Raw genomic sequence first — 25208 nt, 5'->3', positions numbered from 1 at the left:
CGCACCCAGCCTCCGACGACGCACCCGCCGACGAAGTCCGCACCGTGCGACCCCGGCTCGACAGCACGACAAGTCCGCACGGTGCGAGCCGAGCGCGTCAGCGCCGCGCGGGCCGCGCGGGCGGGGGCGGCGGGACGGGCTTCGCGGCGACGACGTCGGCGAGCCGGACCTCGACCGGGCCGCGGCGGGTGGCGATCGTCACGGCGTCGGGCGTCCGGGCGACCAGGTCGCCGAGCGCGTCCTGCGCACCCTCCCCGTGGTGCGCCCGGACCACCAGGCGGTCCCCGATCGCGGCGTCGTGCAGCACCCCGAGCGCACGGGCCCGGGCGATCGCCGCCTGTTCGTCCGCATGCACCGTCCCAGGGTACGGGCCGCCTAGAGTGTCGGCATGGAGAAGGCCCGGGTCGACAGCTGGATCTGGGCCGTCCGGATCACCAAGACCCGGTCGGCCGCCACCGCCGCGTGCAAGGCCGGTCACGTCCGGGTGAACGGGGAGCGCGCGAAGCCGGCCCAGCCGATCGGCCCCGGCGACGAGGTGCGGGTGCGGCAGAACGGCTTCGACCGGATCGTCATGGTGACCGGCATCATCCTGAAGCGGACGAGCGCCCCCGAGGCGGCGAAGCACTTCGAGGACAAGACCCCGCCGCGGCTGTCGAAGGAAGAGGCCGGGTTCGTCCCGATGCGTGATCGCGGCGCCGGACGGCCGAGCAAGCGGGAGCGCCGCGACCTCGAGAAGCTCCGCGGCTACTGACGTTTCGCGGGCCCGGACCCGGGCACGTGGACATCAACCACGATCTCGAACGTGTCGGACTCGACCTCGATCCGTTCTCCGGTCCAGGGCACCTCGAGGTGCCCGTCGTCGTCCGGATCGGATCCGCCCAGCGCGCGACCGGACGGGATGCGGTGGACGGGGATGCGGGTGCCGTCCTCCGCGACGACGAACAGATCGGCCACCCGACCACGGAACTCCGTGATGCCGAACGGGTCGTCGTGGTGCCGGGACTCGGCGAACCGCGGCGTCCTGCCGTACGCGGTGAACGCCGCCGTGGCCTGCCGTTCGTAGGCGGGCCCGCAGCAGTCGTGCTCCCACCCGCCGACCACGACGACGACCTCTTCGCGCATGCCGTGATCGTACGACGCGTCGGACGGTGACGGTCGGAGCCCGGAGCCCGGAGCCCGGAGCCCGGGGCCCGGGGCCAGCGCCACGCGTCAGGCCGCAGGCGTCATGGTCAGACGAAGCGGACGGTCTGCTGCAGGCGGTCGCGGATCTCGAACACGTCGACGGAACCGGCCGGCGACCAGACGCCGTTCAGCACCTGGGCGAGCGCACTCCGGCGGACGACGAGCGCGGTGGGCTTCTTCGGCGAGCCGACGAGTTGCACGTCCTCGGTGACGGCGGCGTCCGGCACGACGAGCAGCCGCCCGGAGAACCGCACCCGGGTCTGCTTCTGCACGGCACGGGCGGCGCGGACGAGTTCCTTGACGGGTCGTTCCCCCGGCGCGAGCGTCTCGCCGACGATCTCGCCGTGCTCGACGCGGACCGGAGCGCCCCAGTCGATGGACTCGACGGCCCAGAGTCCGCTCGGGGTGAGGACGGCGTGGTCGAGCTTGCCCTCGGCTCCGGCGTCGAGGTCGTGCCACACCGTGACGCCGATCCCCATGTCGGAGACGATCAGCGCGGTCGCTTCTTCGGCCAGGGCCTCGGCGAGCAGGCGCCGGATGTGCCGCGGCGCGGAGCGGATGAGCGTGGGGTCGTAGGGGTCCTCGATGGGGTCGCCGAGCCCGACCCACTCGCGTTCGGCCTGCAGGAAGACCTCGCGCGACCGACCGCCGGGGTGTCCGTGGGACCGGGCCCGGGGGCGGGTGTCGCGACGCGCTGCCGGGGGCGCGTAGGCGTCGCGACCGGTGTCACCCCTGCCGGCGGTCGCCCCGGACGCGCCGTACGCGCGGGACCCGACGTCGTACGCCCGCCGGGCTGCCGGCGTGCCGATGCGCTCCCATGCGAGCTGGACCTGGCGGAAGCGCTGGGCGTCGCCGCCGAGGTCGGGGTGCGTCTCGCGGGCGGCCCGCCGGTAGGCACGGCGGAGCGCTTCGTCGTCAGCCGTCGCGGGGACGCCGAGGACTTCGTAGGGGGTGGCGTCGGCCGGGCTGTCCGTCATGGCCCTGCGACATTACCGGAGGCAGTGTCGGAGTCCGCCGCATGGTTGCTGGGTGCGGTCTGGAGGGGCGGTGCGGCCGGGCAGCCTCGGCACACGGTCCGCAGGTGGTCGCGTCAGACCACCGTGGTCGCGACGGGCGCACCGAGGAACGCCGCGTACCGCGCGGCCGCCGCCTCGAGCGCGCGGACCGATGCCGCGTCGAGGGCACCGAAGGGTGTGACGGTGACGAGGTGCCCGGCCCGGCGCTCGGTGCGCTTCCAGGTGCCGACGACGCGACCCCGGACGACGGCCATCGGCAGGAACATGCCGTTGGCCCCGGGGACGACCCGGTCGGCGTGGGCGGGGTCGAGCTGCGCGGACCGGTCGGCGTACCCGAGCAGGTACTCGTCGAAGCCGGGGAGCAGGTGCCCGGTGGGGACGCGCGCGGCTGCCGGCCGGTCGGCGACGTCGAGGAGCCCGTCGCCGAGGTCCTCCACCGCGTCCCCCGCCGCCGCCCGCGCTCGGCGGAGGTCACCGAGCGGCAGCTTCGTCCAGCTCGCGGCGTCGGCCTCGGTCGCGGGGCCACGGCCGCGCAGGTACCCGAGCAGGACCCGGCGGAGGGCTTCGTCGCGGTCCGGCAGCTCAGCGGTGGCGGGTGCCCACTCGTCGAGCAGCACGAGCCCCTGCCCGACGCGGGCGGTCGGACCCCAGGCGACGAGGCCCTCCTGCGCGAGCTGCAGGACCAGGTGGTAGCCGCGGCCTCCGGCCGGGTCGATGCCCGCAGCGCGGTACGCCGCGAACAGGTCGTCCCGGACCAGCGCGCGACCGCCGACCAGGGCCGCGACCGTCGCGCCACGGGCCCGGCCGAGCAGGGCATCGTCGATGCCGAGCTCGGCGGCGCGTCGGGCGATCGTGCGGAGCGTCCGCTCGGCGGTGAGCGAGAGCAGCAGTCGCAGGTCGTCGGGGCGCAGGGCGTGCAGGGTGCCACGCATCGGCCACGAGCGGACGAGTTCCCCGCGGTCGAAGGCCTCGCGGACGTCGTCACGCGACGATCCGGGAGCGCGGACCCCGATGGCCCAGAGCACCTGGCCGAGGTCCTGCCCCTGCACCGCCAGCATCCGCTCGACGACCTCGGTGGGGCGCAGCCCGGGCACCGCGATGCCCTGCGCCGCGAACCGCGCCGTGCGGAGCCGCGCGGGGCTGGTGGTCACGCGACGGCGGCGGTGACGGCGTCGGCGTGCTGCTCCAGGTAGGCGACGTCGGCGCGGTACAGGTCGGCGTGGCCGTGCTGCAGGTCGCTGACGAACTTCGGGTTGCCGGCGGCGGCCTCGTGCTCGATCGTCGTGACGAGGGCGACGAGGGACGCGATCATCGTCTCGGCCAGGACGCCACGGGAGCGGTCGTCGAGGGCGTAGGCGCGGCAGAACTCGGCGGCGCGTGCAAGCCGCTCGTCGAGGTCGGGAGCGGTCGATCCCTCGACAGCGCCGGTGGTGAACGGCGCGAACCGGTAGACGGCACTCGCGACGTCCCAGACGCGGGGGCCGGGGTGGGCGGTGTCGAAGTCGATCAAGCCGACGGCGGCGATGCCGTCGTAGACGCAGTTGTACGGGGCGAAGTCGCCGTGCACGATCGTCTCGACGGGGGCACGGGCGGCCTGCGACCAGAGGTCGTCGGTGGCGCTGCGCGGGAAGCTGGCGGCAGCGTCGTGGAACTGGCGGAGCAGGCGGGCGCTGGTGACGAGGGCGGCCTCGCTGGCGATGTCCTCGGTCCAGGGGTACTCGCCCGCGACACCGGGCACGAACGAGACCGTCTCGAGGGTGTCACCGAGGGCGATCGGTTCGGGGGCTGCGACGAACCCCTGCTCGTGCAGGTGGGCGAGCAGCCGGTGCACCGTGGGGGTCCACGGCCCGGCGGGGCGGTGGACTCGGTCGTCGGCCCTGGTGATGCGCTCCAAGGGGAACCTCCTGCGTGTTGCGTCTCCGTTGACGTCAGGGCCAGCGTACCGGCAGCGACCGACGGCCGCTCGGTCACCATCCGGAACACGGCGGTCCAGGCGGCTACAGCTGGTCGCGCAACCAGGACGGCCCGTGGACGACCGCGCCGAGGGCCTCGACGCGGTCGCGGAGCTCGCGGTCGGCCGTCACGACGACGACCGGCCCGTCGCCGGCCTGCACCGCGGCCTGCGCGGACTCGACGATGGCGTCGTCGCCGGAAGCCGGAGCACGGACGACGCCGACAGCGCCGGTGGCGGCGCCGCGGTCAGCGCCGACAGCGCGGTCCGCACCGCCGTCTCCACCAGCACCGCCCACGTCCGCAGCGGCCCGGGCCTCCCCCTCGAGCACCACGGTCCACCGCGGCCACCACCGTGCGAACGGCAGGTCGAGCAACGATGCGCCGACCCCGCCCGCGGCGAGCGCCGACACCTGTGCCAGCAGGCGCGATGCGGCGCCGGCTCGGTCCTTCCACCAGCCGTCGGGCACGCTGCCCACGACGTTCGCCGCGTCGACGACGACGTGCGGGGTGGTCGCGATCGTGGCGCGGAGCGCCGGCCACGACCTGCCGAAGCCGGGGTGCAGGGGCAGGTCGTCGACCTGGTCGATCGGGATCCACGACAGGGCGAGGCTCTCGCGGTCGGCGATGACGGGTTCGAAGGGTCGGGAGGCGCGCCCCACGACGGTCGTGTAGGTCCAGAAGCCCAGGTCGAGCAGCGCCGTGTGGCGCAGGGCGATCGCGTCGTCGGGGACACCGGCCTCTTCGGCGGATTCGCGGAGGGCGGCGGTCACGGCTGCTTCGCCCTGGTGCCGTGCGCCGCCGGGGATGCCCCAGGTGCCGCCGTGGTGGCTCCACTCGACGCGGTGCTGCAGGAGCACGCGGCCGGCGCCGTCGTCGACGAGCAGGCCGGCGGCGCCGAAGCGTCCCCACGCCTTGGTGCCGTCGGGGCCGACCGCCCAGGCGTCGCCGGGGTCGCGGGGGCCGGGTGGGGGCCCGGGGGGCGTTGCATCTGGCACGGTCCAACCCTGGCACACGGTGCCCGGAGCGGGCCTCGAAGTGGTCACCGGGCGTCGTGTACGGTGTCGCTCGAGACACGGGGTGCCGCATCCAGCGGCTGAGATCACACCCGTCGAACCTGCTCGAGCTCGTACTCGCGAAGGGATCGTCCATGGAAACCGCTGCGCCCTCCCCTGCCTGGGCCCACCGAACCGCCGAACTGCTCGAGGCCGTGCGTGCCCGGGCGCCGCTGGTGCAGTGCATCACGAACACCGTGGTGCAGAACGTCACGGCGAACGTGCTGCTCGCACTCGGGGCCTCGCCCGCGATGGTCGATGTGCCGACCGAGGCGGGGCCGTTCGCCCGCGTCGCCGATGCCCTGCTGGTGAACACCGGCACCCCACACGCCGAACCGCGGGTCGCCGCGCTCGAGGCCGTGCACGCCGCCCGTGACGCGGGGACCCCGTGGGTCCTCGACCCGGTGGCGGTCGGCTCGCTGCCGGTGCGGACCGCCCTGGCGCGCGATCTGCTCGCGCTGCGCCCGACGGTGCTGCGGGGCAACGCGTCCGAGGTGCTCGCCCTGCTCGGCGACTCGGCCGGTGGCCGCGGGGTCGACAGCACGGTGGGCACGGAGGACGCCCGGGTCGCGTCCGTCGCCGCTTCGGACGGGAGGCTCGTGGCCGCGGTGGCCGTGTCGGGTGCGGTCGACCTGCTGGTCGCGCCCGGCATCGGTGTGGTCCGGGTCGCGAACGGGACCGACCTGCTGACGCGGATCACCGGTGGCGGGTGTGCGCTCGGCGCGGTCGTCGCCGCGTTCACGTCGGTCGCGCCGGAGGACGCGGGTGCCGCTGCCGTCGCCGCCACCGCCGTGCACACGATCGCCGCGGAGCTCGCGGCGCGGGATGCCGGTGGGCCGGGGACCTTCCAGCCGCTGTTCCTCGACCGGCTCGCGTCGCTGACCCCGGACGACGTCGTCCGCGAGGCCCGGATCACGGTCGAGACGGCTCCTGCGGTCGATGCCCGGGCGGTGTCCGCATGAGCACCCTGGAGTCCGCCGGGTTCGGCGTCTACCTGGTGACCGACGGTGCCCTGGCCGACCGGCACGGCATCGGGGTGCTCGGGGTCGTCCGTGCCGCGGTGCACGCCGGGGTCCGGATCGTGCAGGTGCGGGACAAGGACGCCTCGGCGCGTGACCTGCTGGCACTCACCGCGGCCGTCGCCGACGCCGTCGGGGACCGTGCGACGGTGGTGGTCGACGACCGGCTCGACGTCGCCCTCGCCGCACGGCACGCCGGACACCGGGTCGCGGGCGTGCACCTCGGCCAGTCCGACGTCCCCGTGACCGCCGCCCGTGCCCTGCTCGGAGCGGACGCCCACGTCGGTCTCACCGCGAACACGCTCGCGCACCTGGCTGCGGTCGACCGACTCCCCCGCGGCACCGTGGACCTGCTCGGCGTCGGGGTCGTGCACCCCACCGCGACGAAGGCGGACCACCCGCCGGCGCTCGGCTACGACGGGTTCGCCCGGCTGGCCGCCGCGACCGACGTGCCGTGCGTGGCGATCGGTGGGGTGACCCTCGACGACGTCGCGCCGCTCCGGGCTGCCGGTGCCGCGGGCGTCGCGATCGTCTCCGGCATCTGCGCAGCGGCCGACCCCGGATCCGCGGCGGCGGCGTACGTGGCCGCGTGGGGCCCTGGACCCGGCCACGGGGCGGAGGCGAGGCCGTCAGATGCTGGCGATCCGTCCCTCCAGGCCGACGCCACGCACCACGGGGCGGACGCATGAGCGTCCCACGGGTGCTGACCATCGCCGGGACCGACCCGACGGGCGGGGCCGGGATGCAGGCGGACCTCAAGGCGATCGCCGCGCACGACGGGTACGGGATGGGGGTCGTGACGGCGCTCGTCGCGCAGAACACGCACGGGGTGCGGTCGGTGCACGTGCCGGACGTCGGGTTCCTGCGGGAACAGCTCGACGCGGTGTCGGACGACGTCGTGGTCGACGCGGTGAAGATCGGGATGCTCGGCACCGCCGACGTCGTGCGGGTCGTGACGGACTGGCTGCGGGAGCACCGGCCGCCGGTGGTCGTCGTCGACCCGGTGATGGTGGCGACGAGCGGGGACCGGCTGCTCGACGAGGACGCAGCCTCGGCGATGGGTGCGCTGTTCGGGCTCGCCGACCTGGTGACGCCGAACGGGGCCGAGCTCGTGGTGCTGGCGGAACTGGCCGGGTCCGGTGTGCCCGGTCGTGGTGCGTCGGCGTCGGCTTCGTCGCTGGCGGCGGCGCGTGCGGTGGCGGCGCGCTGGGACGTCCTGGTGCTGGCGAAGGGCGGGCACGACGAGGGGCCGACCTCGGACGACGTGCTCGTGGCACCGGACGGCACCGTGCGGGTGTTCACCGGTCCCCGGGTCACGACGACGAACACGCACGGCACCGGGTGCTCGCTCTCCAGTGCGATCGCGACGCTCGCCGCGCGGCACGGCGACTGGGAACTCGCGGTCGGCGTGGCGAAGGAGTGGCTGACGGCGGCGCTGCGCGGGGCCGACGCACTGTCGGTCGGGAGCGGCAACGGCCCGGTCGACCACGGAGCGCAGACGCGGGCAGCCCTGCCGGCGCTGTCGTACACGGACGTGTGGTGGGCGGATGCGGCGTCGGTGCTGCAGGAGACGATCGGCTGCGCGTTCCTGGTGGGGCTCCGGGACGGGACGCTCGAGCCGGAGGTGTTCGCGGGCTACCTGGCGCAGGACGTCCACTACCTGCGGGCGTACGAGCGGCACCTGGCGGCACTCGGGGTCGGTGCGCGCGGTGCTGGTTCGGGTGCTGGTGCTGCGTTCTGGGCGGCGGCTGCGCAGGGGTGTGCCGACGAGGCGCGCGACCTGCACCACCGTCGGCTGGCCGATTCGCACGCCGACGATCCCGTGCATCCCACGTGTGCCGGGTACCTCGCGCACCTACAGCAGGCCGCCGACTCCGGCTCCCGTGCGGTGCTCGCCGCCGCGGTGCTGCCCTGCTTCCGGGTCTACGCCTGGGTCGGGTCGCAGCTCGGGGTCGCGCCGGACGGGCACGCCTTCGCGGACTGGATCACGGCGTACGGTGACCCGGGGTTCGCGGCGTCGAGCGCCGAGGCGACCCGGCTCGTCGAGGAGGCAGCCCGTGCGGCGACACCCGACGAGCGGGGGCGGATGGCGCGGGCGTTCCGGCGTTCGGCGGAGTGGGAGCTCGCGTTCTTCCGGATGCCGACGGCAGGGGCTGCTGGTGCCGGGGCCACCGCGGCTGCGGGCGACGCGGTCACGGCGGGCGGTGCGGTCGGTGCCGCCGCGGCTGCGGGCGACGCGGTCGGTGCCGCCGAAGCGACACTGCTGCACTGACGGCCGTCGAACACCCCGCGAAAGCGACAGATGTCCGGAGAAGTTCCGCGGGGATCTGTCGCTTTCGGGAACGGGGCGCGCCGACACAGGCCGGCGACCGGGGCTAGCCGGCGACCGGCGGCAGCCGCACCAGTTCGACGGACAGGTCGGTGCCGTTGACCGTGCCGCGCATCCACGTGTGGTCGGGCTGGCGACGGCGGTCGGTCGGCGAACCGGGGTTCAGCAGGCGCATCCCCGACGGCGCCACGGTGTCCCACGGGATGTGCGAGTGGCCGAAGACGAGCACGTCGGTGTCCGGGTACTCGGCGTCCATCCGGCGCTCCCGACCGGTCGACGCCCCGGTCTCGTGCACCAGGGCGAAGCGCAGGTCCTCGACACCGAACCGGGCGACGAGCGGCAGCCGGTCGTCGAACTCCGGACCGTCGTTGTTGCCCCGCACGCCTTCGAACCGGCTGGACCGCGCCTGCACGGCGTCGAGGGTGGCCAGGTCGACCCAGTCCCCCGCGTGCACCACGAGGTCGGCCGCGTCGACGTCGTGCCACAGTCCGGGCGGCAGGTCCTTCGCGCGCTTCGGCAGGTGCGTGTCGGACAGCAGGAGGAACGACGTCGTCACGACTCGGTGGGTGCCGGCATCGGGAGCCCGGCCTCGTCCGAGGCGCCGAGGCGCTCCAGCAGCCCGGCGAGCAGTGCGATGTCGTCGTCCGACCAGTCGGCGAGCCGTTCGTCGAGCGCGTCCCGGTGCAGCTGCACCGACCGCTCGAGCGCGGCGCGGCCGGCGTCGGTCGCCTCGAGCGGCTTCGCGTTGCCGCTGCCGCCGTCGGTCGTCCGCACCAGTCCGGTCGCGAGGAGCCCGGACAGCTGCCGCGAGATCGTCGAACGGTTCAGGCGCAGGTAGCGGGCGATGTCGATGGCCATGCAGCCCGGGTGCTGGACGACGAAGTCGACGAGGGACTGGTCGACGACGCTCAACACCTGGTCGGAGCCGCGGGCACGGATGCTCGCCCGACGGGTGATGCGGGCGAGCTCGGTGTACGCCCGGCTGATGTCGCTGTTGCGGACCCTCGAACTCGGGTGGTCCATGGTGGCTCCAGCCTGTCTGTGCCGGCGCCGGCCGGCGGTCTTCTGGTCCGGTCACACTACCGGCGGGTCCGCGGAGAGTGGGGTCAGCGACCGGCCGCGGCAGCCTGCAGTGCGGGGATGTCCAACTTGACCATCTGCATCATGGCCTCGAACACGCGGGCATTCGCCTCCGGATCACCCGATCCGCTCATCAACTCCCCCAGCATCGACGGGGTCACCTGCCACGCCAGACCCCAGCGGTCGGTCAACCACCCGCACGCCGTCGGGCTCCCGCCGTCGGCGAGCAGGGCGTCCCACAGCCGGTCGAGCTCGTCCTGCGTGTCCACGTCGATCTGGAACGAGACCGCGTCGGTGTGCGGGTGCCCGGGGCCGCCGTTCATCGCGCGGTACGGGGCACCGAGCAACGTGAACTCGACGACGAGGGCACGACCGTCGGGCATCCGGCTCACGCTGTCGACGCGGCTGTCGGGGAACAGTCCGACGTAGTACTCGGCCGCCTGTTCGGCCTGGTCGTCGTACCAGAGGAACGGGGTGATGGTGGGCACGGGGAGCCCCTTCGTTCGGTGCTCAGTCCGCGGCGCTGCGGCTGAGCAGGTCGGCTTTCTCGGGGTGTTCGTCGAACCACTTGCCGACGAACCAGCACATCGGGACGATGCGCTTCGTGGTCGACGACTCGACGTCGGCGACGGCGTACTCGACGAGCTGCGCCGCGTAGCCGTGGCCGCGGTGCTTCGGGACCGTGTAGGTGTGCGGGAAGGCAACCGCGTCACCGTTCACCCGGTAGTCGAGCACGCTCACGAGCTCGCCGCCGACGTACATCGCGTAGCGGTCCTGGTCGGTCTCGTCGCGGAACTCGTGGTCCATGCCGCCATCATGCTCCCGGCGGGGCGTTCGCGCCTCCCGGGGAATGCACGACGGCGGGCAGCGTTGCAGGGACACCATGACAACCATCGGAATCATCGGCGCCGGCAACATCGGATCCCAGGTCGCACGACTCGCGGTACGGAACGGCCACCAGGTCGTCATCGCGAATTCCCGCCGCCCGGAGACCCTGACCGACCTGGTCACGGAACTCGGCGACGGCGCACGCGCAGCGACCCGCGACGAGGCAGCCGCAGCGGGCGAGATCGTCGTCGTGACGGTGCCGCTCGCCGCGATCGAGACGATCCCCGTCGAGCCCCTCGTCGGCAAGGTCGTCATCGACACGAACAACTACTACTGGGAGCGCGACGGCCACATCGCCGCCCTCGACGACCAGTCCACGACCACGGCCGAGATGCTGCAGGACCACCTGCCCGGCGCCCGTGTCGTGAAGGCGTTCAACCACATCGGCGCCGACGACCTGACCGGCCACGCGACGCCCGCCGGCACCCCTGATCGTCGTGCCCTGGTCATCGCCGGCGACGACGACTCCGCCAAGCAGACCGTCGCCGAGCTCATCGACGCGTTCGGCTTCGACGTCGTCGACGCCGGACCGCTCGCCGAGGGCTGGCGCATCCAGCGAGACACCCCCGGCTACGGCCCGCGGATGACCGCCGGCGAGCTGCGCGACGCCCTGGCCGCCGCGACGCGCTAGTCCGCAGCGCCGCGCGGCACCGCACCGCCGCTGTACCGCGCCGCCGACGCCGTTTCGCGCTGAGCGACACCCCACGGGCTCCGCAGCCCGTGACCTGTCGCTCAGCGCGAAACAACCGGGCGCGAAACCACCCGGCGCGAAGGCCCGCTCAGGCCCGGTCGAAGATCGTCGTCATGTCGGCGATGTCGTCCTCGGTCGGCGTCCACGTCGTGCCCGCCTCGACGTTCTGCATGATCTGCTCCGGCTTCGTGGCGCCGGCGATGACGCTCGAGAGCCCCGGCTGCGCCAGCAACCACGCGAACGTCGCCTGCAGCATCGTCACACCCCGGTCGTCGCAGAACCGCTGGTAGTCGTCGAGCACGTCCCACGGGGCGTCCTCGAGCACCTGCGGCTTCGAGGTCGTCAGCCGCCCGTCGGCCGGACCGCCCGCCTTCGTGTACTTGCCGGTGAGCAGCCCGTTGTAGAGCGGGAAGAACGGCAGGAACCCGAGCGCGTACGCCCGCACCGCCGGCAGGACCTCGGCCTCGGCGTCCCGGGCGAGCGGGCTGTACTCGTTCTGCGCGGACACGAACGCGGTGGTCCCGGCGATCGACGCCGTGAGTTCGGCCTCGGCGATCTGCCACCCAGCGAAGTTCGAGTGCCCGACGTAGCGGATCTTGCCCTCGCGGACCAGGTCGTCGAGGACCGACAGGGTCTCCTCGATCGGCGTCACCTCGTCGGGCCGGTGCATCTGGTACAGGTCGATCCAGTCCGTGCCGAGGCGGCGGAGCGACGACTCGACCGCGAGCCGCACGTACCGGCGGGACCCGCGGACGCCCCAGTCCGGGCCGTTCGCGCCCTGCATGTCCATGCCGAACTTCGTGGCGAGGACGATCTCGTCACGGCGGCCGCGGATCGAGCGTCCGAGCATCTCCTCGGACATTCCCGGCACGCCGCCGTAGATGTCCGCGGTGTCGAAGAGCGTCACCCCGGCGTCCAGGGCCGCAGCGACGACGGCGTCGGTGCCCTCCTGCGACTCGGACGCGGTTCCCCGCCGCCCGAAGTTGTTGCAGCCGAGGCCGACGGTGGAGACGACGAGCCCCGAGGGGCCCAGGGGACGGTGTTCGATTCCGGTCATCACCCGAACGTACCGGCGACCCCGAACTGGGGCTGCGATCCACACAGCGGTTGCCGCTACAACTGAGCATGGATCAGTCGACGGAAGGAGCGCCGCAGTGGCAGCGCATCGCATGCCCGAATCGGACCGGCCCCGTCGGCCCGTCCCGGCCTGGGTGACCGCGCCGCCCGTCGACGAGGTCGCGCCCGAGCGGGTCGCCGCCGCCGGTCACGTGAACGCCTCCGGCCGGGAGGCCCGCCCCACCCCCGCCTCGTCACGCGCCGCCCACGCGGCGCCGGTCCCACCGACCACGGTCGCCCCGGCAGGGAACGCCGCGGCTGAGCAGGCGCCCGCCGCGCATGTGCCGGCCGCGCACGCACCGACGTCCGAGCCCGCGTCGATCGCCGCACTGGTCGAGGCCGACGCCCCCGTGCCCGACTTCCCGCCGCAGCAGGAACTGCTGCCCCCGGCCCCGACGTCGCCGAACGTGCACACCGTGCCGTTCGAGACCCCCGCGGTGCCGCCGTCGTCGGTCGTCCCCGCCTCCGGGCTCGTGGTGCCGGTCTCCCCGGTCGCCGCCGCACCCGCCTCGGCGGACGCGACACTGCTCGTCGCGCCGCTCACCACCCCCTCGCCGGAGGCGTCCCCGGCACCGCCGACCGCCGCACCCGCGGTGCCCGTCGCCGGACAGCCCCGGTTCTCGGTGCCCGGCCTCGAACACGTGGTCGTCGAGGGCACCGAACCCGAGCCCGTCGGCCCGATCGGCTACCGGACACCCCGACGCTTCGCCCACCAGCAGGCCGCCGCACGGTCGGCAGCACCCACACCCGCAGCCGCGGGGTCGTTCGACGCCGTGCTGCACGCGGCGCCGACCACCGCCGCTCTCGGCGGCACCGCCGTCGCGACCCCGAAAGCCCGGGCGACCACGGCCCTGGTCGCACCCACCCCGGTGCCGCAGGGTGCCGGCGGGGGCGAGGCGGGCCTCCCGACCGAACTGCTCGACCAGCCCGTGGCCGCAGCCGCCCTGCCAGAGCCACGCCGTGCGCTCGGTGCGACCGCCGGCGCAGTGCTCGGCGCCGTCGCCGGGATCGCGACGATCGGTCTGGCGGCCTGGTGGTTCACCGCTCCCGCGACCGTGCACGGCGTCGCCGTGGTGCTCGGACTGCTCGCGCTGGTCCTCTCGATCGTGACGCTGCGCGACCGCACGGCCACGTGGCAGCGGCCGGTCGCGCTGCTCGGCGCCGTGCTCGGTGGCGTCGGTACGGTCGTGCTGCTGTGGGCGGTCGCGGCGGCGCTGCTGCCGCTCGCGGGCGTGACGCTGCCGGACGTCACCGGCACCGGCACGACCCCGACGCTCGCCCCGTAGCGCCGCGAGCGCTCAGACGCCGTCGTCTCGGCAGGACGCCGCGTCGACGTCGAGACGCCCCCGAAAGTCGCGGCGTCTCGACGGCTCGGCGGTGTCGAGACAACACGCCGGCGTCTCGCTGCGGGCACCAGCCCGAACACGCCGGCGTCTCGCCGCCGATGCACGCGCTCAGACGGCGCGGACGACCCCGCGGGACAGGATCGCGTTCGTCAGCGCGTCGATCGGCTCCCGCTGCACCGTCGGGTTCGCGATGAGGACGTAGTCCACCGCCGGCAGGTCAGGCAGCCCGAGCCGCTGGGACACCTTCACCAGGTCGGCCGGGATCAGCGAGTGCGGGAACACCGCGACGCCGATGCCCGCGCGCACCGCGGCGAGCACCCCGTTGACGTCGCGGGTGTTGCAGGTGATCCGCCAGGTGCGGCCGGCGGCCTCGAGGGCGTCGATCGCCATCTGCCGGCTGATGCTCGGCGCCTGGTACGCGATCAGCGGGACGGGTTCACCGGGCTCCAGGGCGATGCCGTCCTGCGCCATCCACACCATCTGGTCGGTGGCGACCCGGGTGCCCTCGGCGGACTCCCCCGCCGTCTGCTTGATGAACACCAGGTCGAGCTGGCCGGCGTGCACCCGGCGGAGCAGCGGTGCCGACTGGTTCACCGTGAGCTCGAGGTTCACCTGCGGGTGCAGCCGTCGGAAGTCCCGCAGGATCCGCGGCAGCTGGGTGATGGCGAGGTCGTCCGCCGCCCCGAACCGCAGCCGCCCGCGGGTGGCCGCGCCGGAGAAGTAGGCGTCGGCGGTGGCGTGCGCGGCGAGGATCGTCCGTGCGAACCCGGCCATCGCGTCCCCGTTGTCGGTCAGGGCGACGCCGCGGGTGTCCCGGGCGACCAGGGTGCGCGCCACCGCGGTCTCCAGGCGCCGGACGTGCTGGGACACCGTCGGCTGGCTGATGCCGAGCCGGGTGCCGGCCTGCGTGAAGCTGCCGGTCTCCGCCACGGCCAGGAACGTCTGCAACAGGACCGGATCGAGCACGTCGCGCCTTCCGTCGGTGCGACCTCATTCGACATCGCAATGGAGTGATAGCCACCATAGGGGTATCGAATGGCCCGGCGCCACGTAGTTTCGTTGGGGTACCAGATCCACACCGACGTCCGGAGAACCCCGCACCGTGAGCGCGTCACCGACGACCCTCCCCCCGCCCACCGAACCGCTCCCGATCCAGGCCACGCGACCGCCGTGGCGCCACACGCTCATCGCCCTGTCCGTGCCGAACTTCCGGCTGTTCACGGCGACCAACCTGGTGGCGATGACCGCCGGCTGGATGCAGCGCATCGCGCAGGACTGGCTCGTGCTGCAGCTGACCGGGTCGGTCGCGCAGGTCGGCATCACGGTCGCCTGCCAGTTCGCGCCGATGCTGCTGTTCGGGCTGCTCGGCGGCGTCCTGGTCGACCGGTTCTCGAAGCGCGCGCTCATGATGATCACGCAGGGAGCCTTCGCGGTGCTGTCCGCGCTGCTCGCCGTCCTGACACTCGCCGGCGTCGTCGAGGCGTGGCACATCTGGGTGATCGCGTTCCTGGTCGGCATGGTCACCGTGATCGACAACCCGGCACGGCAGGTGTTCGTCACCGAGATCGTCGGGCACAAGCACCTGCGGAACGCCATCAGCGTGAACTCGTCGGTGTTCCAGCTGGGCGGCATGATCGGTCCGGCACTGTCCGGTGCCCTGTTCGTCGCGGTCGGCGCGGGGTGGTCGTTCGGCGTGAACGCGATCGCCTGCGTCGCCGTCGTCGTGACGCTCGGGTTCCTGAAGGTCTCCGAACTGCACCGCACACCCCCGGCGCCCCGCGGCAAGGGGCAGCTCGTGGAGGGCCTCCGCTACGCCGTGCACAAGCCGACGATCATCGTGCCGGTGATCCTCGTCGCGTTCTTCTCGGTGTTCGCGCTGACGATGCCCGTGCTGCTGTCCGCCTTCGCGTCACAGGTGTACGACGTCGGCGCTGGCGGCTACGGGGTGTTCAACTCCGCCGTGGCGATCGGCGCCCTGGTCGGTGCACTGCTCTCCACCCGGAGGGCCGTCGTCCGGCTCCGCACCATCGTCGGCGGGGTGTTCTGGACGGGCGTGCTGCTCGTCGTCTCGGGGTCGATCCCGGCGATCGCACCGTTCACCGTCGCGCTCGTGGCGGTGGGGATGTCGCAGCTGCTGTTCCAGACCGCGTCGAACTCGCTCGTGCAGCTGTCGTCGAACGTGGCGATCCGCGGCCGGGTGATGTCGCTCTACGTCCTCGTGCTGCTCGGTGGACAGGCGATCGGCGGACCGCTGATGGGCCAGATCGTCGACCGCTTCGGTGCGCACGTGGGGATGATGGTCGCCGGAGGCGTGCCGGCCGCGGCCGCCGCCGTGATCGCGCTCGTGCTCGCCCGCCGGGGCGGCCTGCACCTGGCGGTGCGGATGCGCCACCACCTGCCGGTGCCGGCGATCGTTGCGCACTGACGGGGGCCCTGGCGGTGACCACCCGCCGGCCTGGAGGCCCGTGGCGGCTCCGTCCCGCGCCTCCCGTCCGCCCGTTGGTCGCGTCGGGCGGTACGCAAGACACCGGTGTTCACGCTCGACGCCGCGGGATCCCGCGGTGTGTTGCGTGAACACCGGTGTCTTGCGAGGGGCAGTGCCTCAGTAGGCGACGCCGAAACGCGTCTGGTGGTGCGCCGGGGTGACGATCTCGTCGACGAACGCGATCGCGTAGTCGGCGCCGGAGATGTCCGAGTTGCCCTCGGCGTCGGCGAGCAGGACCTCGTCCGAGGCGCGGTAGGTGCCGCGACGCTCGCCCGGGTTGTAGCTACCGAAGGCCGCGGCGGGGCTCACGTAGAACCAGTCGACCTCGGTGTCCGACGCACGGAGGGCGTCGAGGATCTGCGCGTGGCTCTTCGCCTCGCCCTTGAAGGCGTCCGGGAAGCCGTCGGTGTCGAAGAGGCGGGGGCCGTCCTCGGACACGCGCATCGAGCCGGCACCGCCGACGATGCCGAGCCGCGCACCGGCTGCAGCGGCGGCGTCGACGAAGTGCTGGAACTTGTCCTTCAGCTCGCTGCCGTCGGCCTGCACGGCGTGGAGCGAGACGATGACGACGTCGGCACCCTTGGTGACCTCGGACACGAAGTCGGCGTCGAACGCGTCACCCTGCGCCAGGGTCAGGCCCTCGGCCGGCTCGAGCTTGCTCGTGTCGCGGGCGACCGCGGTGACGGTGATGCCGCGGGAGAGTGCCTCGTGGGTGATGGCGGAGCCGGCGTAGCCGGTGCCTCCGAAGACGACGATGTTGGTCATGGTGTTCCCTTCGTGGACGTGCTGGGCGTCGGTGACGTTGACAGTCACCGTACAAGAGTTACTCTCTTTGAGTAAGTAGGCACCTGGCGGTGCGTGACGGAGGACACCATGTCAGCACTCGAGTACAGCCCCTACGCGGCGGACTGCCCCAGTCGGCAGCTGCTCGACCGCATCGGCGACCGGTGGAGCGTGCTGACGATCGGCGCCCTCGCCGACGGTCCCGCACGGTACTCGGCGGTGGCGGCCCGGGTGCAGGGGGTCTCGCAGAAGATGCTCACCCAGACGCTGCGGGCCCTCGAGCGCGACGGCATGGTGACGCGAACGGTGTTCCCCGAGATCCCGCCGCACGTGGAGTACGAGCTGACCGAGCTCGGGCGGTCGCTGCGCACGGTGCTCGTGCCACTGGAGGACTGGGCCACCACGCACATGCCCGACGTCGCGGTGGCGCGCGAAGGGTACGACGCGCGCTGAGGCGGTGCGCGGGCGCGGGGCGCGCTGGGCGCTTGGTGAGCAGAAACGGTCGGGTCCGAGGACCGCACGCGACACCTTCTGCTCACGATGTGGCCCCGCGGCCCACGCACTCGGAATCCCCGACGGCGACGAGTGGTTGCCTGGGGACATGCGATCGATCGTCTACACGAAGCCCGGTGCCAGCAACGTCCTCGAACTCGTCGAGCGGGAGATCCCGGAGCCCGGTGCCGGTGAGGTCCGCGTCCGCGTCGTCGTCTCCGGCGTCAACCCGACCGACTGGAAGGCCCGTGCCGGCGGCACGTACGGCGACGGACTGCCGTTCCCCGAGATCACGCCGAACCAGGACGGCGCCGGTGTCGTCGACGCCGTCGGCCCCGGAGTCGACGGGCTGACCGTCGGTGACCGCGTGTGGCTCTTCATGGCGGCTGCGTCACGGCCGACCGGCACGGCACAGGAGTACACGGTCGCGCCCGAGTCGCGCGTGGTCCCGCTGCCCGACGGCGTCTCGTTCGACGTCGGCGCCTCGCTCGGCGTCCCCGCAATGACGGCGCACCGGGCCCTCACCACCCACGAGGACGGCCCCGCGCGCCTGGGCCCCGGAGCCCTCGACGGCTTCACCGTGCTCGTCGCCGGCGGCGCAGGAGCCGTGGGGCACGCCGCGATCCAGCTCGCCCGCTGGGCCGGAGCGACCGTCATCACGACGATCAGCTCGGACGCGAAGGCAGCACTGGCGACTGCGGCCGGCGCCCACCACGTCGTGAACTACCGCGAGGAGGACGCCGCCGAGCGCATCCGGGCGATCGCGCCGGACGGTGTCGACATCGTCGTCGAGGTGTCGATCCCGCAGAACGCCGCGCTGGTCGCCGACGTGCTGGCGAACCACGGTGTCGTGTCGATCTACGCGAACAACGGCGGCGACGAGGCGAGCCTGCCGATCCGCCCGAACATGAGCGTGAACGCCCGCTACCAGTTCCTGCTGCTCTACACGATCGGCGACGAGGCGCTGTCCGCGGCGGCCGAGGACGTCACCGAGGCGCTGCACGACGGTGTGCTGCCGGTCGGCGAGGACGCCGGGCTCCCGCTCACCCGCTTCGCGCTCGAGCAGACCGCCCAGGCGCACGACGCGGTCGAGCAGGACACGGTCGGCAAGGTGCTCATCGACGTGACCGAGGCGCCGTAGCTGCGACATCGGAGCCGGCTCCGGCTCCGGCTCGGGCTCGCAGACGACGAACGGCTCCCACGCATGCGTGGGAGCCGTTCGTCGTGGACGATGCGGGAGGGGTCAGCGACCCAGACGCGCGGCGATCGCTGCGGTGACCCGGAGCCGGGCTGCAGCGCGCTCGCGTTCGATGTTGGCGGCGATGACGTCGAGGTCTTCGTAGTCGGCGTCGGTGGTGGTGTCGTTCCAGTTCGGCGAGGAGATCCGGGCACGCCCGAACGACGGCGGAGCAGGGTTCACGGTCGTCATGGGGGCATCGTACGTCGAGCGTCCGACAGAGCGTGTGAGCATCACGGGCCTTTCCTTGGATTGCGGTCGCGCTCGGGGAACGAGTAGGTCAACGAGAACGCGACGGCCATGAACGACGCCATCATCGCGATGTTCTTGGCGTCGAGTTCGGTGAAGGCGTCGGGGACCGGGGAGTCGACGGTGAGCATGCCGAACGAGTACTGGTCGGACCGGATCACCACCGAGACGTACGAGGTGTACCGCGGCTCGAAGCCCGGCAGGTCCTGGTCGACGTCCACGTCGGCCGAGCGGTCACCGACGATCCGGGGTGATCCCCCGACCAGCACCCACTCGAGGTTGCGGTCGCCGTAGGGCGTGCCCGCTCGGAAGACCCCGGCGGTGTCGCCGGCGCCACCGTGACCGATCGGCTCGAGCGCCCGCAGATCGGTGGACAGCTGGTACACGTTGGCGCGGACGTCGGGCACCTTCGGCAGCAGGTAGAACGCCAGGGCCACGGCGACGCGGTCGGCGACGACCGAGAGTTCGCCGTGGCGCTCGGACCGGGGCAGCTCGGTGAACCGGACGAGCCGGGTGGCGATCTGGCCGAACGCGTACCGGACCGCCGTCGACTGCTCGAGCTCCGCCGCGGTGGCGTTGTCCTCGGCCACCGACCGGGCGGCGTCGCTGCGCCGGGTCCGGACCACCTGCACGGTCACGGCGCCGACGAGCACGACGAGCCCGAACGCGACGAGCGACAGCCGGACCGCCGGCGTGACGAACAGGTTCGGCAGCTGGAACGCCGCGGTGGGCGCAGCAGCCACCACGATCGGCCACACGACCGTGCCGACCCGTCCTGAACGCTGGTTCCCCATGACCACGACGCTAGGTCACGCCACCGACGCGGACGGAGTTGTCCACAGGCGGGTTCTCCACAGGACGCACCGGCCTCCACCGGCCCGTCGCACGCAGCTGGTAAGCAGGACCCATGACCGACGTCAGCACGCCCGTTCCCGGATCCAGAGCCCTCGTCCTCGGTGGCGGAGGTGTCGCCGGCATCGCGTGGGAAGTCGGCGTCCTCGTCGCCCTGCAGGAAGCCGGCGTCGACCTCGACGCCGCCGACCTCGTCGTCGGCACCAGCGCCGGCAGCGTCGTCGGCGCGTTCGTCCGGAACGGTGCCGTCCAGCAGGCCTACGACCAGCAGCACACCCCGGCGCCGACCACCTACGAAGAGCCGGCCCCCATCGACGTCGAGGCCGTGCAGCAGCACATCGGCGCAGCACTGCAGGGTGCGACCGGCGAGCAGGACGCCCGCGCTCGACTCGGCCAGGCCGCCCAGCAGGTCGTCGGCGGGCAGAGCGACGACGAGCGGACGGCGACCTTCGGCGAGACGCTCCCGTCCACCGAGTGGCCGGAGAAGCCGCTCGCCGTCACCGCGGTCGACGCCACCGACGGCACCTTCCGCCTGCTGACGGCGGCCGACGGCGTACCGCTCCCCCGTGCGGTCGCGGCCAGCTGCTCGGTGCCCTTCGTCTGGACGCCGGTCGCCATCGACGGCCGCCCGTACGTCGACGGTGGTGTCCGCTCGGGCACCAACGCCGACGCCGCCGCCGGGTACGAGCGCGTGCTCGTCATCGCCTGCGGCCCCGAGGGCCCGTCACCGTGCGGGCCCTGGCTCGACGTCGCCGTCGAGACCCTGCGGGCCGGCGGATCGTCGGTCGAGGTCGTGGTGGCGGACAGCGCGTCCCAGCAGGCCTTCGGCACGAACTCGCTCTCGCTCGCCACCCAGGCACCGTCGGCCGAGGCCGGCCACGCCCAGGGCACCGCGGTCGCCGAGCAGGTCGCCGCCTTCTGGGCCGAGGACCTGGCGAGCGTGCACGCATGAGCACCCCGTTCTCCGACCTCGACCAGTACGTCGCGCTCCCCCGCGTCGACGGCATCGACATCAGCCCCGACGGCACCCGCGTCGCCCTGACGGTCAGTGCCCTCGACCCCGACGGCACCGGGTACCGCCGGTCGATCTGGCAGGTACCAGCAGCCCCGGCGGAGGACACGGACGACGCCGGCACACCCGCCGCACGCCCGGTCCGCCTCACGCGCTCCGCCAAGGGCGAGGGCGGCATCGCCTTCACCCGCACCGGCGACCTGCTCTTCGTCTCCGCCCGGCCCGACGCCGACGCCACCGACCTCGAGACAGCCCAGCTCTGGGTGCTGCCCGCGAACGGTGGCGAGGCACGTCCGCTCACCCGCCTGGCCGGGGGCGTCGGTGGGGTCCTGGCCACCGCGGCCTCGTCGGACGTCGTGGCGCTGACCGCCGACCTGCTGCCGGGGGCCGGCTCCGATCCCGCGACCGTGCTCGAGGCCGACGCGGAGCTCCGGAAGAGCCGGAAGGACAAGCAGGTCCGCGCGATCCTGCACGAGACCTACCCGGTCCGGTACTGGGACCACGACCTCGGGCCGGCCCAGACGCACGTGCTGACGCTCGACACGGCCGACAGCGACAGCGACACCGGCAGCGACGCCGTCGGCGCCAGCGCCGAGCCCGTCCAGCCCGTCGACCGCACACCGGCCCCCGGACGCTCGCTCGACCACGTCGACGGGGCGCTCACGCCCGACGGTTCGGTCCTGCTGGCCTCCGTCGGCGTCCAGGAGGCCCGTGGGGACCGCTCGACGCTCGTCACCATCGACCTGTCCAACGGCCACCGCACGGTGCTGTTCGACGACGTCGACGTCGACCACGAGATGCCGGCGCTCAGCCACGACGGCCGGACGATCGCCTGGGTCCGCACCGTCCGCTCCACACCCGCCGGCGCGAACCAGCAGGAGGTCTGGGTCGCCGGCATCGACGGCTCCGACGCCCGCCGCGTCGCGACCGACTGGGACCGCTGGCCGAGCCAGCTCGTGTTCGAACACGGCGACCGCGCGCTCCTGGCGGTCGCCGACCAGGACGGCCGCGCGCCGGTCTTCCGCATCCCCCTCGACGGCGGCGCCGTCGAGCAGCTGACGCACGACGACTGGGCGTACTCGAGCCTGCGCGTGGCGGCGGCGACGGGCGTGGTCGTGGCGCTCCGGGCCTCCTGGGCGGCTCCGCTGCACCCGGTGCGGATCGCGACGGACGGCACGGTGACCCCGTTGGCGACTCCGGCGACCCTGCCGGACGTGCCCGCCCACCTGGAAGAGGTCGAGACGACCGCAGCCGACGGCGCCCGCGTGCGCGGCTGGCTGGTCGTGCCCGAGGGTGAGGGGCCGCACCCGCTCGTCCTGTGGATCCACGGCGGACCGCTCAACTCGTGGAACCAGTGGTCCTGGCGCTGGAACCCGATGCTGCTCGCAGCCCGCGGGTACGCCGTGCTGCTGCCCGACCCCGCGCTGTCCACCGGCTACGGGCTCGACTTCGTGAACCGTGGCTGGAACGCCTGGGGCCAGGCGCCGTACACCGACCTGATGGCGATCACCGACGTGGTCGAGGCGCGGGCGGACATCGACGCGACCCGCACCGCCGCGATGGGCGGGTCGTTCGGCGGGTACATGGCGAACTGGGTCGCCGGGCACACCGACCGGTTCCGGGCGATCGTCACCCACGCGAGCCTGTGGGCGCTCGACCAGTTCAACGGCACGACGGACTCGTCGCAGTACTGGTCGTCGATCTTCGACGCCGACGGGATCGCGGCGAACGACCCGCACCGGTTCGTGGCCGAGATCACGTCACCGATGCTCGTCATCCACGGCGACAAGGACTACCGGGTGCCGATCGGCGAGGGGCTGCGGCTCTGGTCCGAACTCGCGGAGCACCACGCGGCACCGGACGGCACGATGCCGCACCGGTTCCTGTACTTCCCGGACGAGAACCACTGGGTACTCGCCCCGCAGCACGCCGTGGTCTGGTACGAGACGGTGTTCGCGTTCCTCGGGCAGCACGTGCTCGACCAGGAGTGGGAGCGGCCGGCGCTGCTCGGGTAGCGCACCCGCCCGGCGAACCGGGGCGAGCCGGGTGGGCCGCTAGACGAACGCGGCCTGCCCGGTGATCGCCCGCCCGACGATCAGGGTGTTGACCTCGCGCGTGCCCTCGTACGAGTAGATCGCCTCGGCATCGGCGAAGAACCGGGCCACGCCCTTGTCGAGCACGATGCCGTTGCCGCCCTGTACTTCGCGGCACCAGGCGACGGTCTCCCGCATCTTCGCGGTGGCGAACGCCTTGGCCATCGCCGAGTGCTCGTCACCACCGACCCCGGCGTCCTGCATGGCCGAGGCTTGCGTGCACAGTGCGATCGAGGCCGTGATGTTCGACAGCGACTTGACGAGCAGGTCCTGCACGAGCTGGTGGGCGGCGATCGGCTTGCCGAACTGGATCCGCTCGCGGGCGTAGGCCAGCGCGGCCTCGTACGCACCGACCGCGATGCCGACGGCCTGCCAGGCGACCTCGGTGCGGGTCAGTCGGAGCACCTCGGCGGTCGAGCGGAACGACGTCGCGTTCTGCAGCCGGCGCGACTCGGGCACCCGGACGTCCTGCATGACGATGTCGGCGTTCTGCACCCCGCGCAGGGCGATCTTGTCCTCGATCTTGGTCGCGGTGAAGCCCGCGGTGTCGGTGGTGACGAGGAAGCCCTTGACCTGACCGTCGGCGACGTCCTTCGCCCAGATGACGACGACGTCGGCGAAGGTGGCGTTGCCGATCCAGCGCTTCTCGCCGTCGAGCACCCACTCGTCGCCCTCGCGCCGGGCGGTGGTGCGCAGACCCTTCGCGGAGTCGCTGCCCGAGTACGGCTCGGTGAGCCCGAACGCCCCGACGATCTCACCCGCAGCCATGCGGGGCAGCCACTCGCGCTGCTGTTCGTCACTGCCGGCGACCGCGATCGAGTTCATCGCCAGGCCGGACTGCACGCCGATGAAGGTGGCGACGCTCGCGTCCACGCGTCCGAGTTCGAGGGCCGCCCAGCCGCGGTACACGGCCGAGTTCTCGAACTGCCGCACGAGCGGGACGCCCGGCCCGTACATGCCGAGCTCGGCGAGCGGCGCGATGACCTGCATCGGGAACTCGGCGCGCGCCCAGTACGCGTCGGCGATGGGCGCGACCTCGCGCTCGAGGTACTGCCGGAGCTGCCCGAGCGACGCGCGCTCCTGCTCGGTGAGCTGTTGCTGGAAGCCGTAGAAGTCCGATTCGAGCAGGGGCGTCGCGGGCATCGTCGTTGACATGGGAACCACGATGCATCATTCTCGAAAACGTTGCAAGAGAGGATCGCGTGTACACATCAGACTCTGCGCTGCGCGCCTTCCGGGAGGCCCGTCACACCTTCATCGCCGGCTCGCGGATCGACATGGGGGCGTTGGCTGCCGCACTCGGCGTCGACCGCACGTCGCTGTTCCGCTGGGTCGGCAACCGTGACCGGTTGCTGTCCGAGATCCTGTGGTCCCTCGCAGTCCCGACCCTCGACGGGGCCACCCACGCCGCCGACGAGATCGGGGCGACCGGAGCAGCCCGGCTCGTCGTCGTGCTCGACCGGTTCACCGCCGACCTGATCGACGCCCCGTACTTCCGGGCGTTCCTGACGCGCGAACCCGCTCGGGCGATGCGTCTGCTCACCACCTCGGACAGCGACGTGCAGAGCCGCTTCGTCACCCGGGTGACCGCTCTCATCGAGCAGCAGGAGTCGTCCGGTACGTTCGATCCGGCACCGTTGTCGGCTGAGGAGCTCGCACGGCTGCTCGTCCGGATCTCCGAGTCGTTCACCTACGCCGAGTTCATCTCCGGTGAGACCCCTGATCCCGACCGGGCCCGTGCGGCGTTCGAGTACGTCCTGCGGCCCGACGCGGTGCACGCCACACCCGCACCACCGATCGGAGACCGATGACCATCGACGAGTACCCGTTCCGCCGCTCCTACCCCACCCGGTGGAACGACAACGACATGTTCGGGCACGTCAACAACACGATCTACTACTCGGCGATGGACAACGCGTCGACGTACTGGTTCCGCGAGGCCGCCGGGCTCGACCCGTTCTCGTCGGAGTGGATCGCCGTGCTGGTGTCGTCGAGCTGCCGGTTCGTCGAGTCCGCCGTCTGGCCGGACGTCATCGAGGTCGGGATGCGCTCGAAGCACCTCGGCACCACGAGCCTGTCGTGGGAGTTCGGCCTGTTCCGGCAGTCCGACGGCGCCCTGCTCGCCACCGGTGAGTTCGTGCACGTCATCATCGACCGCGAAGGCGCCCGCCGTCCGATCCCGCTGCCCGCCGAGCTCCGCGAGCTCGTGACCGGCTCGATGATCGCGCAGCAGCCGGCCGTCGCCGACTGACCGGGACCCTCCGCACAACCGAAGTGCCCCCGAACCACGCGATCGCGCGGTTCGGGGGCACTTCGGTTGTGCAAGCGGCGCT

General features: G+C 73.0%; 29 protein-coding genes and 1 riboswitch. Of the genes, 13 read left to right on the top strand and 16 right to left on the bottom strand.

Annotation, left to right across the window (positions count from 1 at the left end):
- Window positions 1–97 precede the first annotated feature (97 nt).
- Complete coding sequence (locus tag DEJ19_RS07450) at window positions 98–355, bottom strand: hypothetical protein (RefSeq protein WP_258377460.1); 258 nt, start codon at window positions 353–355, stop codon at window positions 98–100.
- A gap of 33 nt (window positions 356–388) precedes the next feature.
- On the opposite strand from DEJ19_RS07450, the gene DEJ19_RS07445 reads away from it, so the two are divergent.
- The gene (locus tag DEJ19_RS07445; RefSeq protein WP_071405402.1) at window positions 389–751 is read left to right on the top strand and encodes an RNA-binding S4 domain-containing protein; all 363 of its coding nucleotides are present in this window, start codon (window positions 389–391) and stop codon (window positions 749–751) included.
- Here the strand turns inward: DEJ19_RS07445 and DEJ19_RS07440 are convergent.
- The 5 genes from DEJ19_RS07440 to DEJ19_RS07420 all read right to left on the bottom strand — a co-directional run bounded on the left by DEJ19_RS07440 (window position 745) and on the right by DEJ19_RS07420 (window position 5146).
- The gene (locus DEJ19_RS07440) at window positions 745–1122 is read right to left on the bottom strand and encodes a hypothetical protein (RefSeq protein WP_175330823.1); all 378 of its coding nucleotides are present in this window, start codon (window positions 1120–1122) and stop codon (window positions 745–747) included. The genes DEJ19_RS07445 and DEJ19_RS07440 overlap by 7 nt on opposite strands.
- Before the next feature lie 107 nt (window positions 1123–1229).
- Window positions 1230–2159 carry a J domain-containing protein gene (locus DEJ19_RS07435; RefSeq protein ID WP_071405400.1) on the bottom strand — a complete coding sequence of 310 codons (930 nt, stop codon included), beginning with the start codon at window positions 2157–2159 and terminating at the stop codon, window positions 1230–1232.
- Window positions 2160–2272: 113 nt separating this feature from the next.
- Window positions 2273–3349 (bottom strand): winged helix DNA-binding domain-containing protein, encoded by a 1077-nt coding sequence (locus DEJ19_RS07430; RefSeq protein WP_111233970.1) that lies wholly within the window; start codon window positions 3347–3349, stop codon window positions 2273–2275.
- Entirely contained in the window at window positions 3346–4092 is a 747-nt protein-coding gene (locus tag DEJ19_RS07425) for a phosphotransferase enzyme family protein (RefSeq protein WP_181441606.1), read from the bottom strand. Before DEJ19_RS07425 ends, DEJ19_RS07430 begins: the two co-directional genes overlap by 4 nt.
- Window positions 4093–4195: 103 nt before the next feature.
- Complete coding sequence (locus DEJ19_RS07420) at window positions 4196–5146, bottom strand: NUDIX domain-containing protein (RefSeq protein ID WP_111233968.1); 951 nt, start codon at window positions 5144–5146, stop codon at window positions 4196–4198.
- Window positions 5147–5214: 68 nt separating this feature from the next.
- A riboswitch (TPP riboswitch) is annotated at window positions 5215–5310 on the top strand.
- Between DEJ19_RS07420 and thiM the strand changes: the two genes are divergently transcribed.
- From thiM to thiD, 3 genes are all read left to right on the top strand, one after another.
- A complete protein-coding gene (thiM, locus tag DEJ19_RS07415) occupies window positions 5299–6165 on the top strand; it encodes a hydroxyethylthiazole kinase (protein WP_181441605.1) in 867 nt (288 codons plus the stop codon). (Overlaps the previous riboswitch by 12 nt.)
- On the top strand, window positions 6162–6911 hold the full coding sequence (thiE, locus tag DEJ19_RS07410) for a thiamine phosphate synthase (protein WP_111233967.1): 750 nt from the start codon (window positions 6162–6164) through the stop codon (window positions 6909–6911). Before thiM ends, thiE begins: the two co-directional genes overlap by 4 nt.
- On the top strand, window positions 6908–8494 hold the full coding sequence (gene thiD / locus DEJ19_RS07405) for a bifunctional hydroxymethylpyrimidine kinase/phosphomethylpyrimidine kinase (protein WP_111233966.1): 1587 nt from the start codon (window positions 6908–6910) through the stop codon (window positions 8492–8494). Before thiE ends, thiD begins: the two co-directional genes overlap by 4 nt.
- Window positions 8495–8597: 103 nt before the next feature.
- On the opposite strand, the gene DEJ19_RS07400 is transcribed toward thiD, so the two are convergent.
- From DEJ19_RS07400 to DEJ19_RS07385, 4 genes are all read right to left on the bottom strand, one after another.
- Entirely contained in the window at window positions 8598–9107 is a 510-nt protein-coding gene (locus DEJ19_RS07400; protein WP_111233965.1) for a metallophosphoesterase family protein, read from the bottom strand.
- Window positions 9104–9574 (bottom strand): MarR family winged helix-turn-helix transcriptional regulator, encoded by a 471-nt coding sequence (locus DEJ19_RS07395; RefSeq protein ID WP_051596672.1) that lies wholly within the window; start codon window positions 9572–9574, stop codon window positions 9104–9106. The genes DEJ19_RS07400 and DEJ19_RS07395 overlap by 4 nt, the downstream gene beginning before the upstream one ends.
- Before the next feature lie 83 nt (window positions 9575–9657).
- Window positions 9658–10119, bottom strand: coding sequence for a VOC family protein (locus DEJ19_RS07390; protein WP_111233964.1), 462 nt, complete (start codon window positions 10117–10119; stop codon window positions 9658–9660).
- A gap of 22 nt (window positions 10120–10141) precedes the next feature.
- On the bottom strand, window positions 10142–10438 hold the full coding sequence (locus DEJ19_RS07385) for a GNAT family N-acetyltransferase (RefSeq protein WP_027465216.1): 297 nt from the start codon (window positions 10436–10438) through the stop codon (window positions 10142–10144).
- A 76-nt stretch (window positions 10439–10514) separates the two neighbouring features.
- On the opposite strand from DEJ19_RS07385, the gene DEJ19_RS07380 reads away from it, so the two are divergent.
- A complete protein-coding gene (locus DEJ19_RS07380; protein WP_111233963.1) occupies window positions 10515–11150 on the top strand; it encodes an NADPH-dependent F420 reductase in 636 nt (211 codons plus the stop codon).
- 148 nt (window positions 11151–11298) lie between these two features.
- Here the strand turns inward: DEJ19_RS07380 and DEJ19_RS07375 are convergent, their stop codons facing one another.
- A complete protein-coding gene (locus DEJ19_RS07375; protein ID WP_111233962.1) occupies window positions 11299–12267 on the bottom strand; it encodes an aldo/keto reductase in 969 nt (322 codons plus the stop codon).
- A gap of 97 nt (window positions 12268–12364) precedes the next feature.
- Here DEJ19_RS07375 and DEJ19_RS07370 point away from each other — a divergent pair, with 97 nt between their 5' ends.
- Entirely contained in the window at window positions 12365–13612 is a 1248-nt protein-coding gene (locus tag DEJ19_RS07370) for a hypothetical protein (RefSeq protein WP_146250712.1), read from the top strand.
- A gap of 168 nt (window positions 13613–13780) precedes the next feature.
- Here the strand turns inward: DEJ19_RS07370 and DEJ19_RS07365 are convergent, their stop codons facing one another.
- Window positions 13781–14638 carry a LysR substrate-binding domain-containing protein gene (locus DEJ19_RS07365; RefSeq protein WP_071405389.1) on the bottom strand — a complete coding sequence of 286 codons (858 nt, stop codon included), beginning with the start codon at window positions 14636–14638 and terminating at the stop codon, window positions 13781–13783.
- Window positions 14639–14774: 136 nt separating this feature from the next.
- On the opposite strand from DEJ19_RS07365, the gene DEJ19_RS07360 reads away from it, so the two are divergent.
- Window positions 14775–16097 carry an MFS transporter gene (locus DEJ19_RS07360; protein WP_111233960.1) on the top strand — a complete coding sequence of 441 codons (1323 nt, stop codon included), beginning with the start codon at window positions 14775–14777 and terminating at the stop codon, window positions 16095–16097.
- Window positions 16098–16274: 177 nt separating this feature from the next.
- Here the strand turns inward: DEJ19_RS07360 and DEJ19_RS07355 are convergent, their stop codons facing one another.
- A complete protein-coding gene (locus tag DEJ19_RS07355; protein ID WP_111233974.1) occupies window positions 16275–16922 on the bottom strand; it encodes an NAD(P)-dependent oxidoreductase in 648 nt (215 codons plus the stop codon).
- 108 nt (window positions 16923–17030) lie between these two features.
- On the opposite strand from DEJ19_RS07355, the gene DEJ19_RS07350 reads away from it, so the two are divergent.
- Window positions 17031–17393, top strand: coding sequence for a winged helix-turn-helix transcriptional regulator (locus DEJ19_RS07350; protein ID WP_111233959.1), 363 nt, complete (start codon window positions 17031–17033; stop codon window positions 17391–17393).
- Between the two features lie 148 nt (window positions 17394–17541).
- Window positions 17542–18573 (top strand): NADPH:quinone reductase, encoded by a 1032-nt coding sequence (locus DEJ19_RS07345; protein WP_111233958.1) that lies wholly within the window; start codon window positions 17542–17544, stop codon window positions 18571–18573.
- Between the two features lie 102 nt (window positions 18574–18675).
- Here the strand turns inward: DEJ19_RS07345 and DEJ19_RS07340 are convergent, their stop codons facing one another.
- Window positions 18676–18861 (bottom strand): hypothetical protein, encoded by a 186-nt coding sequence (locus DEJ19_RS07340; protein WP_111093138.1) that lies wholly within the window; start codon window positions 18859–18861, stop codon window positions 18676–18678.
- Window positions 18862–18902: 41 nt separating this feature from the next.
- A complete protein-coding gene (locus DEJ19_RS07335) occupies window positions 18903–19712 on the bottom strand; it encodes a GAF domain-containing protein (protein ID WP_110865089.1) in 810 nt (269 codons plus the stop codon).
- Window positions 19713–19825: 113 nt separating this feature from the next.
- Here DEJ19_RS07335 and DEJ19_RS07330 point away from each other — a divergent pair, with 113 nt between their 5' ends.
- Together DEJ19_RS07330 and DEJ19_RS07325 are read left to right on the top strand one after the other, a co-directional pair.
- On the top strand, window positions 19826–20722 hold the full coding sequence (locus DEJ19_RS07330; protein ID WP_110865090.1) for a patatin-like phospholipase family protein: 897 nt from the start codon (window positions 19826–19828) through the stop codon (window positions 20720–20722).
- Window positions 20719–22797: a S9 family peptidase gene (locus DEJ19_RS07325; RefSeq protein WP_111233957.1), complete on the top strand. Its 2079-nt coding sequence runs from the start codon at window positions 20719–20721 to the stop codon at window positions 22795–22797. Before DEJ19_RS07330 ends, DEJ19_RS07325 begins: the two co-directional genes overlap by 4 nt.
- Before the next feature lie 39 nt (window positions 22798–22836).
- On the opposite strand, the gene DEJ19_RS07320 is transcribed toward DEJ19_RS07325, so the two are convergent.
- On the bottom strand, window positions 22837–24018 hold the full coding sequence (locus DEJ19_RS07320) for an acyl-CoA dehydrogenase family protein (protein ID WP_071405382.1): 1182 nt from the start codon (window positions 24016–24018) through the stop codon (window positions 22837–22839).
- Between the two features lie 59 nt (window positions 24019–24077).
- On the opposite strand from DEJ19_RS07320, the gene DEJ19_RS07315 reads away from it, so the two are divergent.
- Both DEJ19_RS07315 and DEJ19_RS07310 read left to right on the top strand, forming a co-directional pair.
- Entirely contained in the window at window positions 24078–24686 is a 609-nt protein-coding gene (locus DEJ19_RS07315) for a QsdR family transcriptional regulator (protein WP_111233956.1), read from the top strand.
- On the top strand, window positions 24683–25126 hold the full coding sequence (locus DEJ19_RS07310) for an acyl-CoA thioesterase (protein WP_110865093.1): 444 nt from the start codon (window positions 24683–24685) through the stop codon (window positions 25124–25126). Before DEJ19_RS07315 ends, DEJ19_RS07310 begins: the two co-directional genes overlap by 4 nt.
- Window positions 25127–25208: the final 82 nt, after the last annotated feature.

This window comes from Curtobacterium sp. MCSS17_016, from assembly GCF_003234255.2.
In the GTDB taxonomy this organism is placed as follows: Bacteria; Actinomycetota; Actinomycetes; order Actinomycetales; family Microbacteriaceae; genus Curtobacterium; species Curtobacterium flaccumfaciens.
Note: the sequence above shows the minus strand (reverse complement) of the source record. Positions and strands in the feature narration are given on the sequence as shown.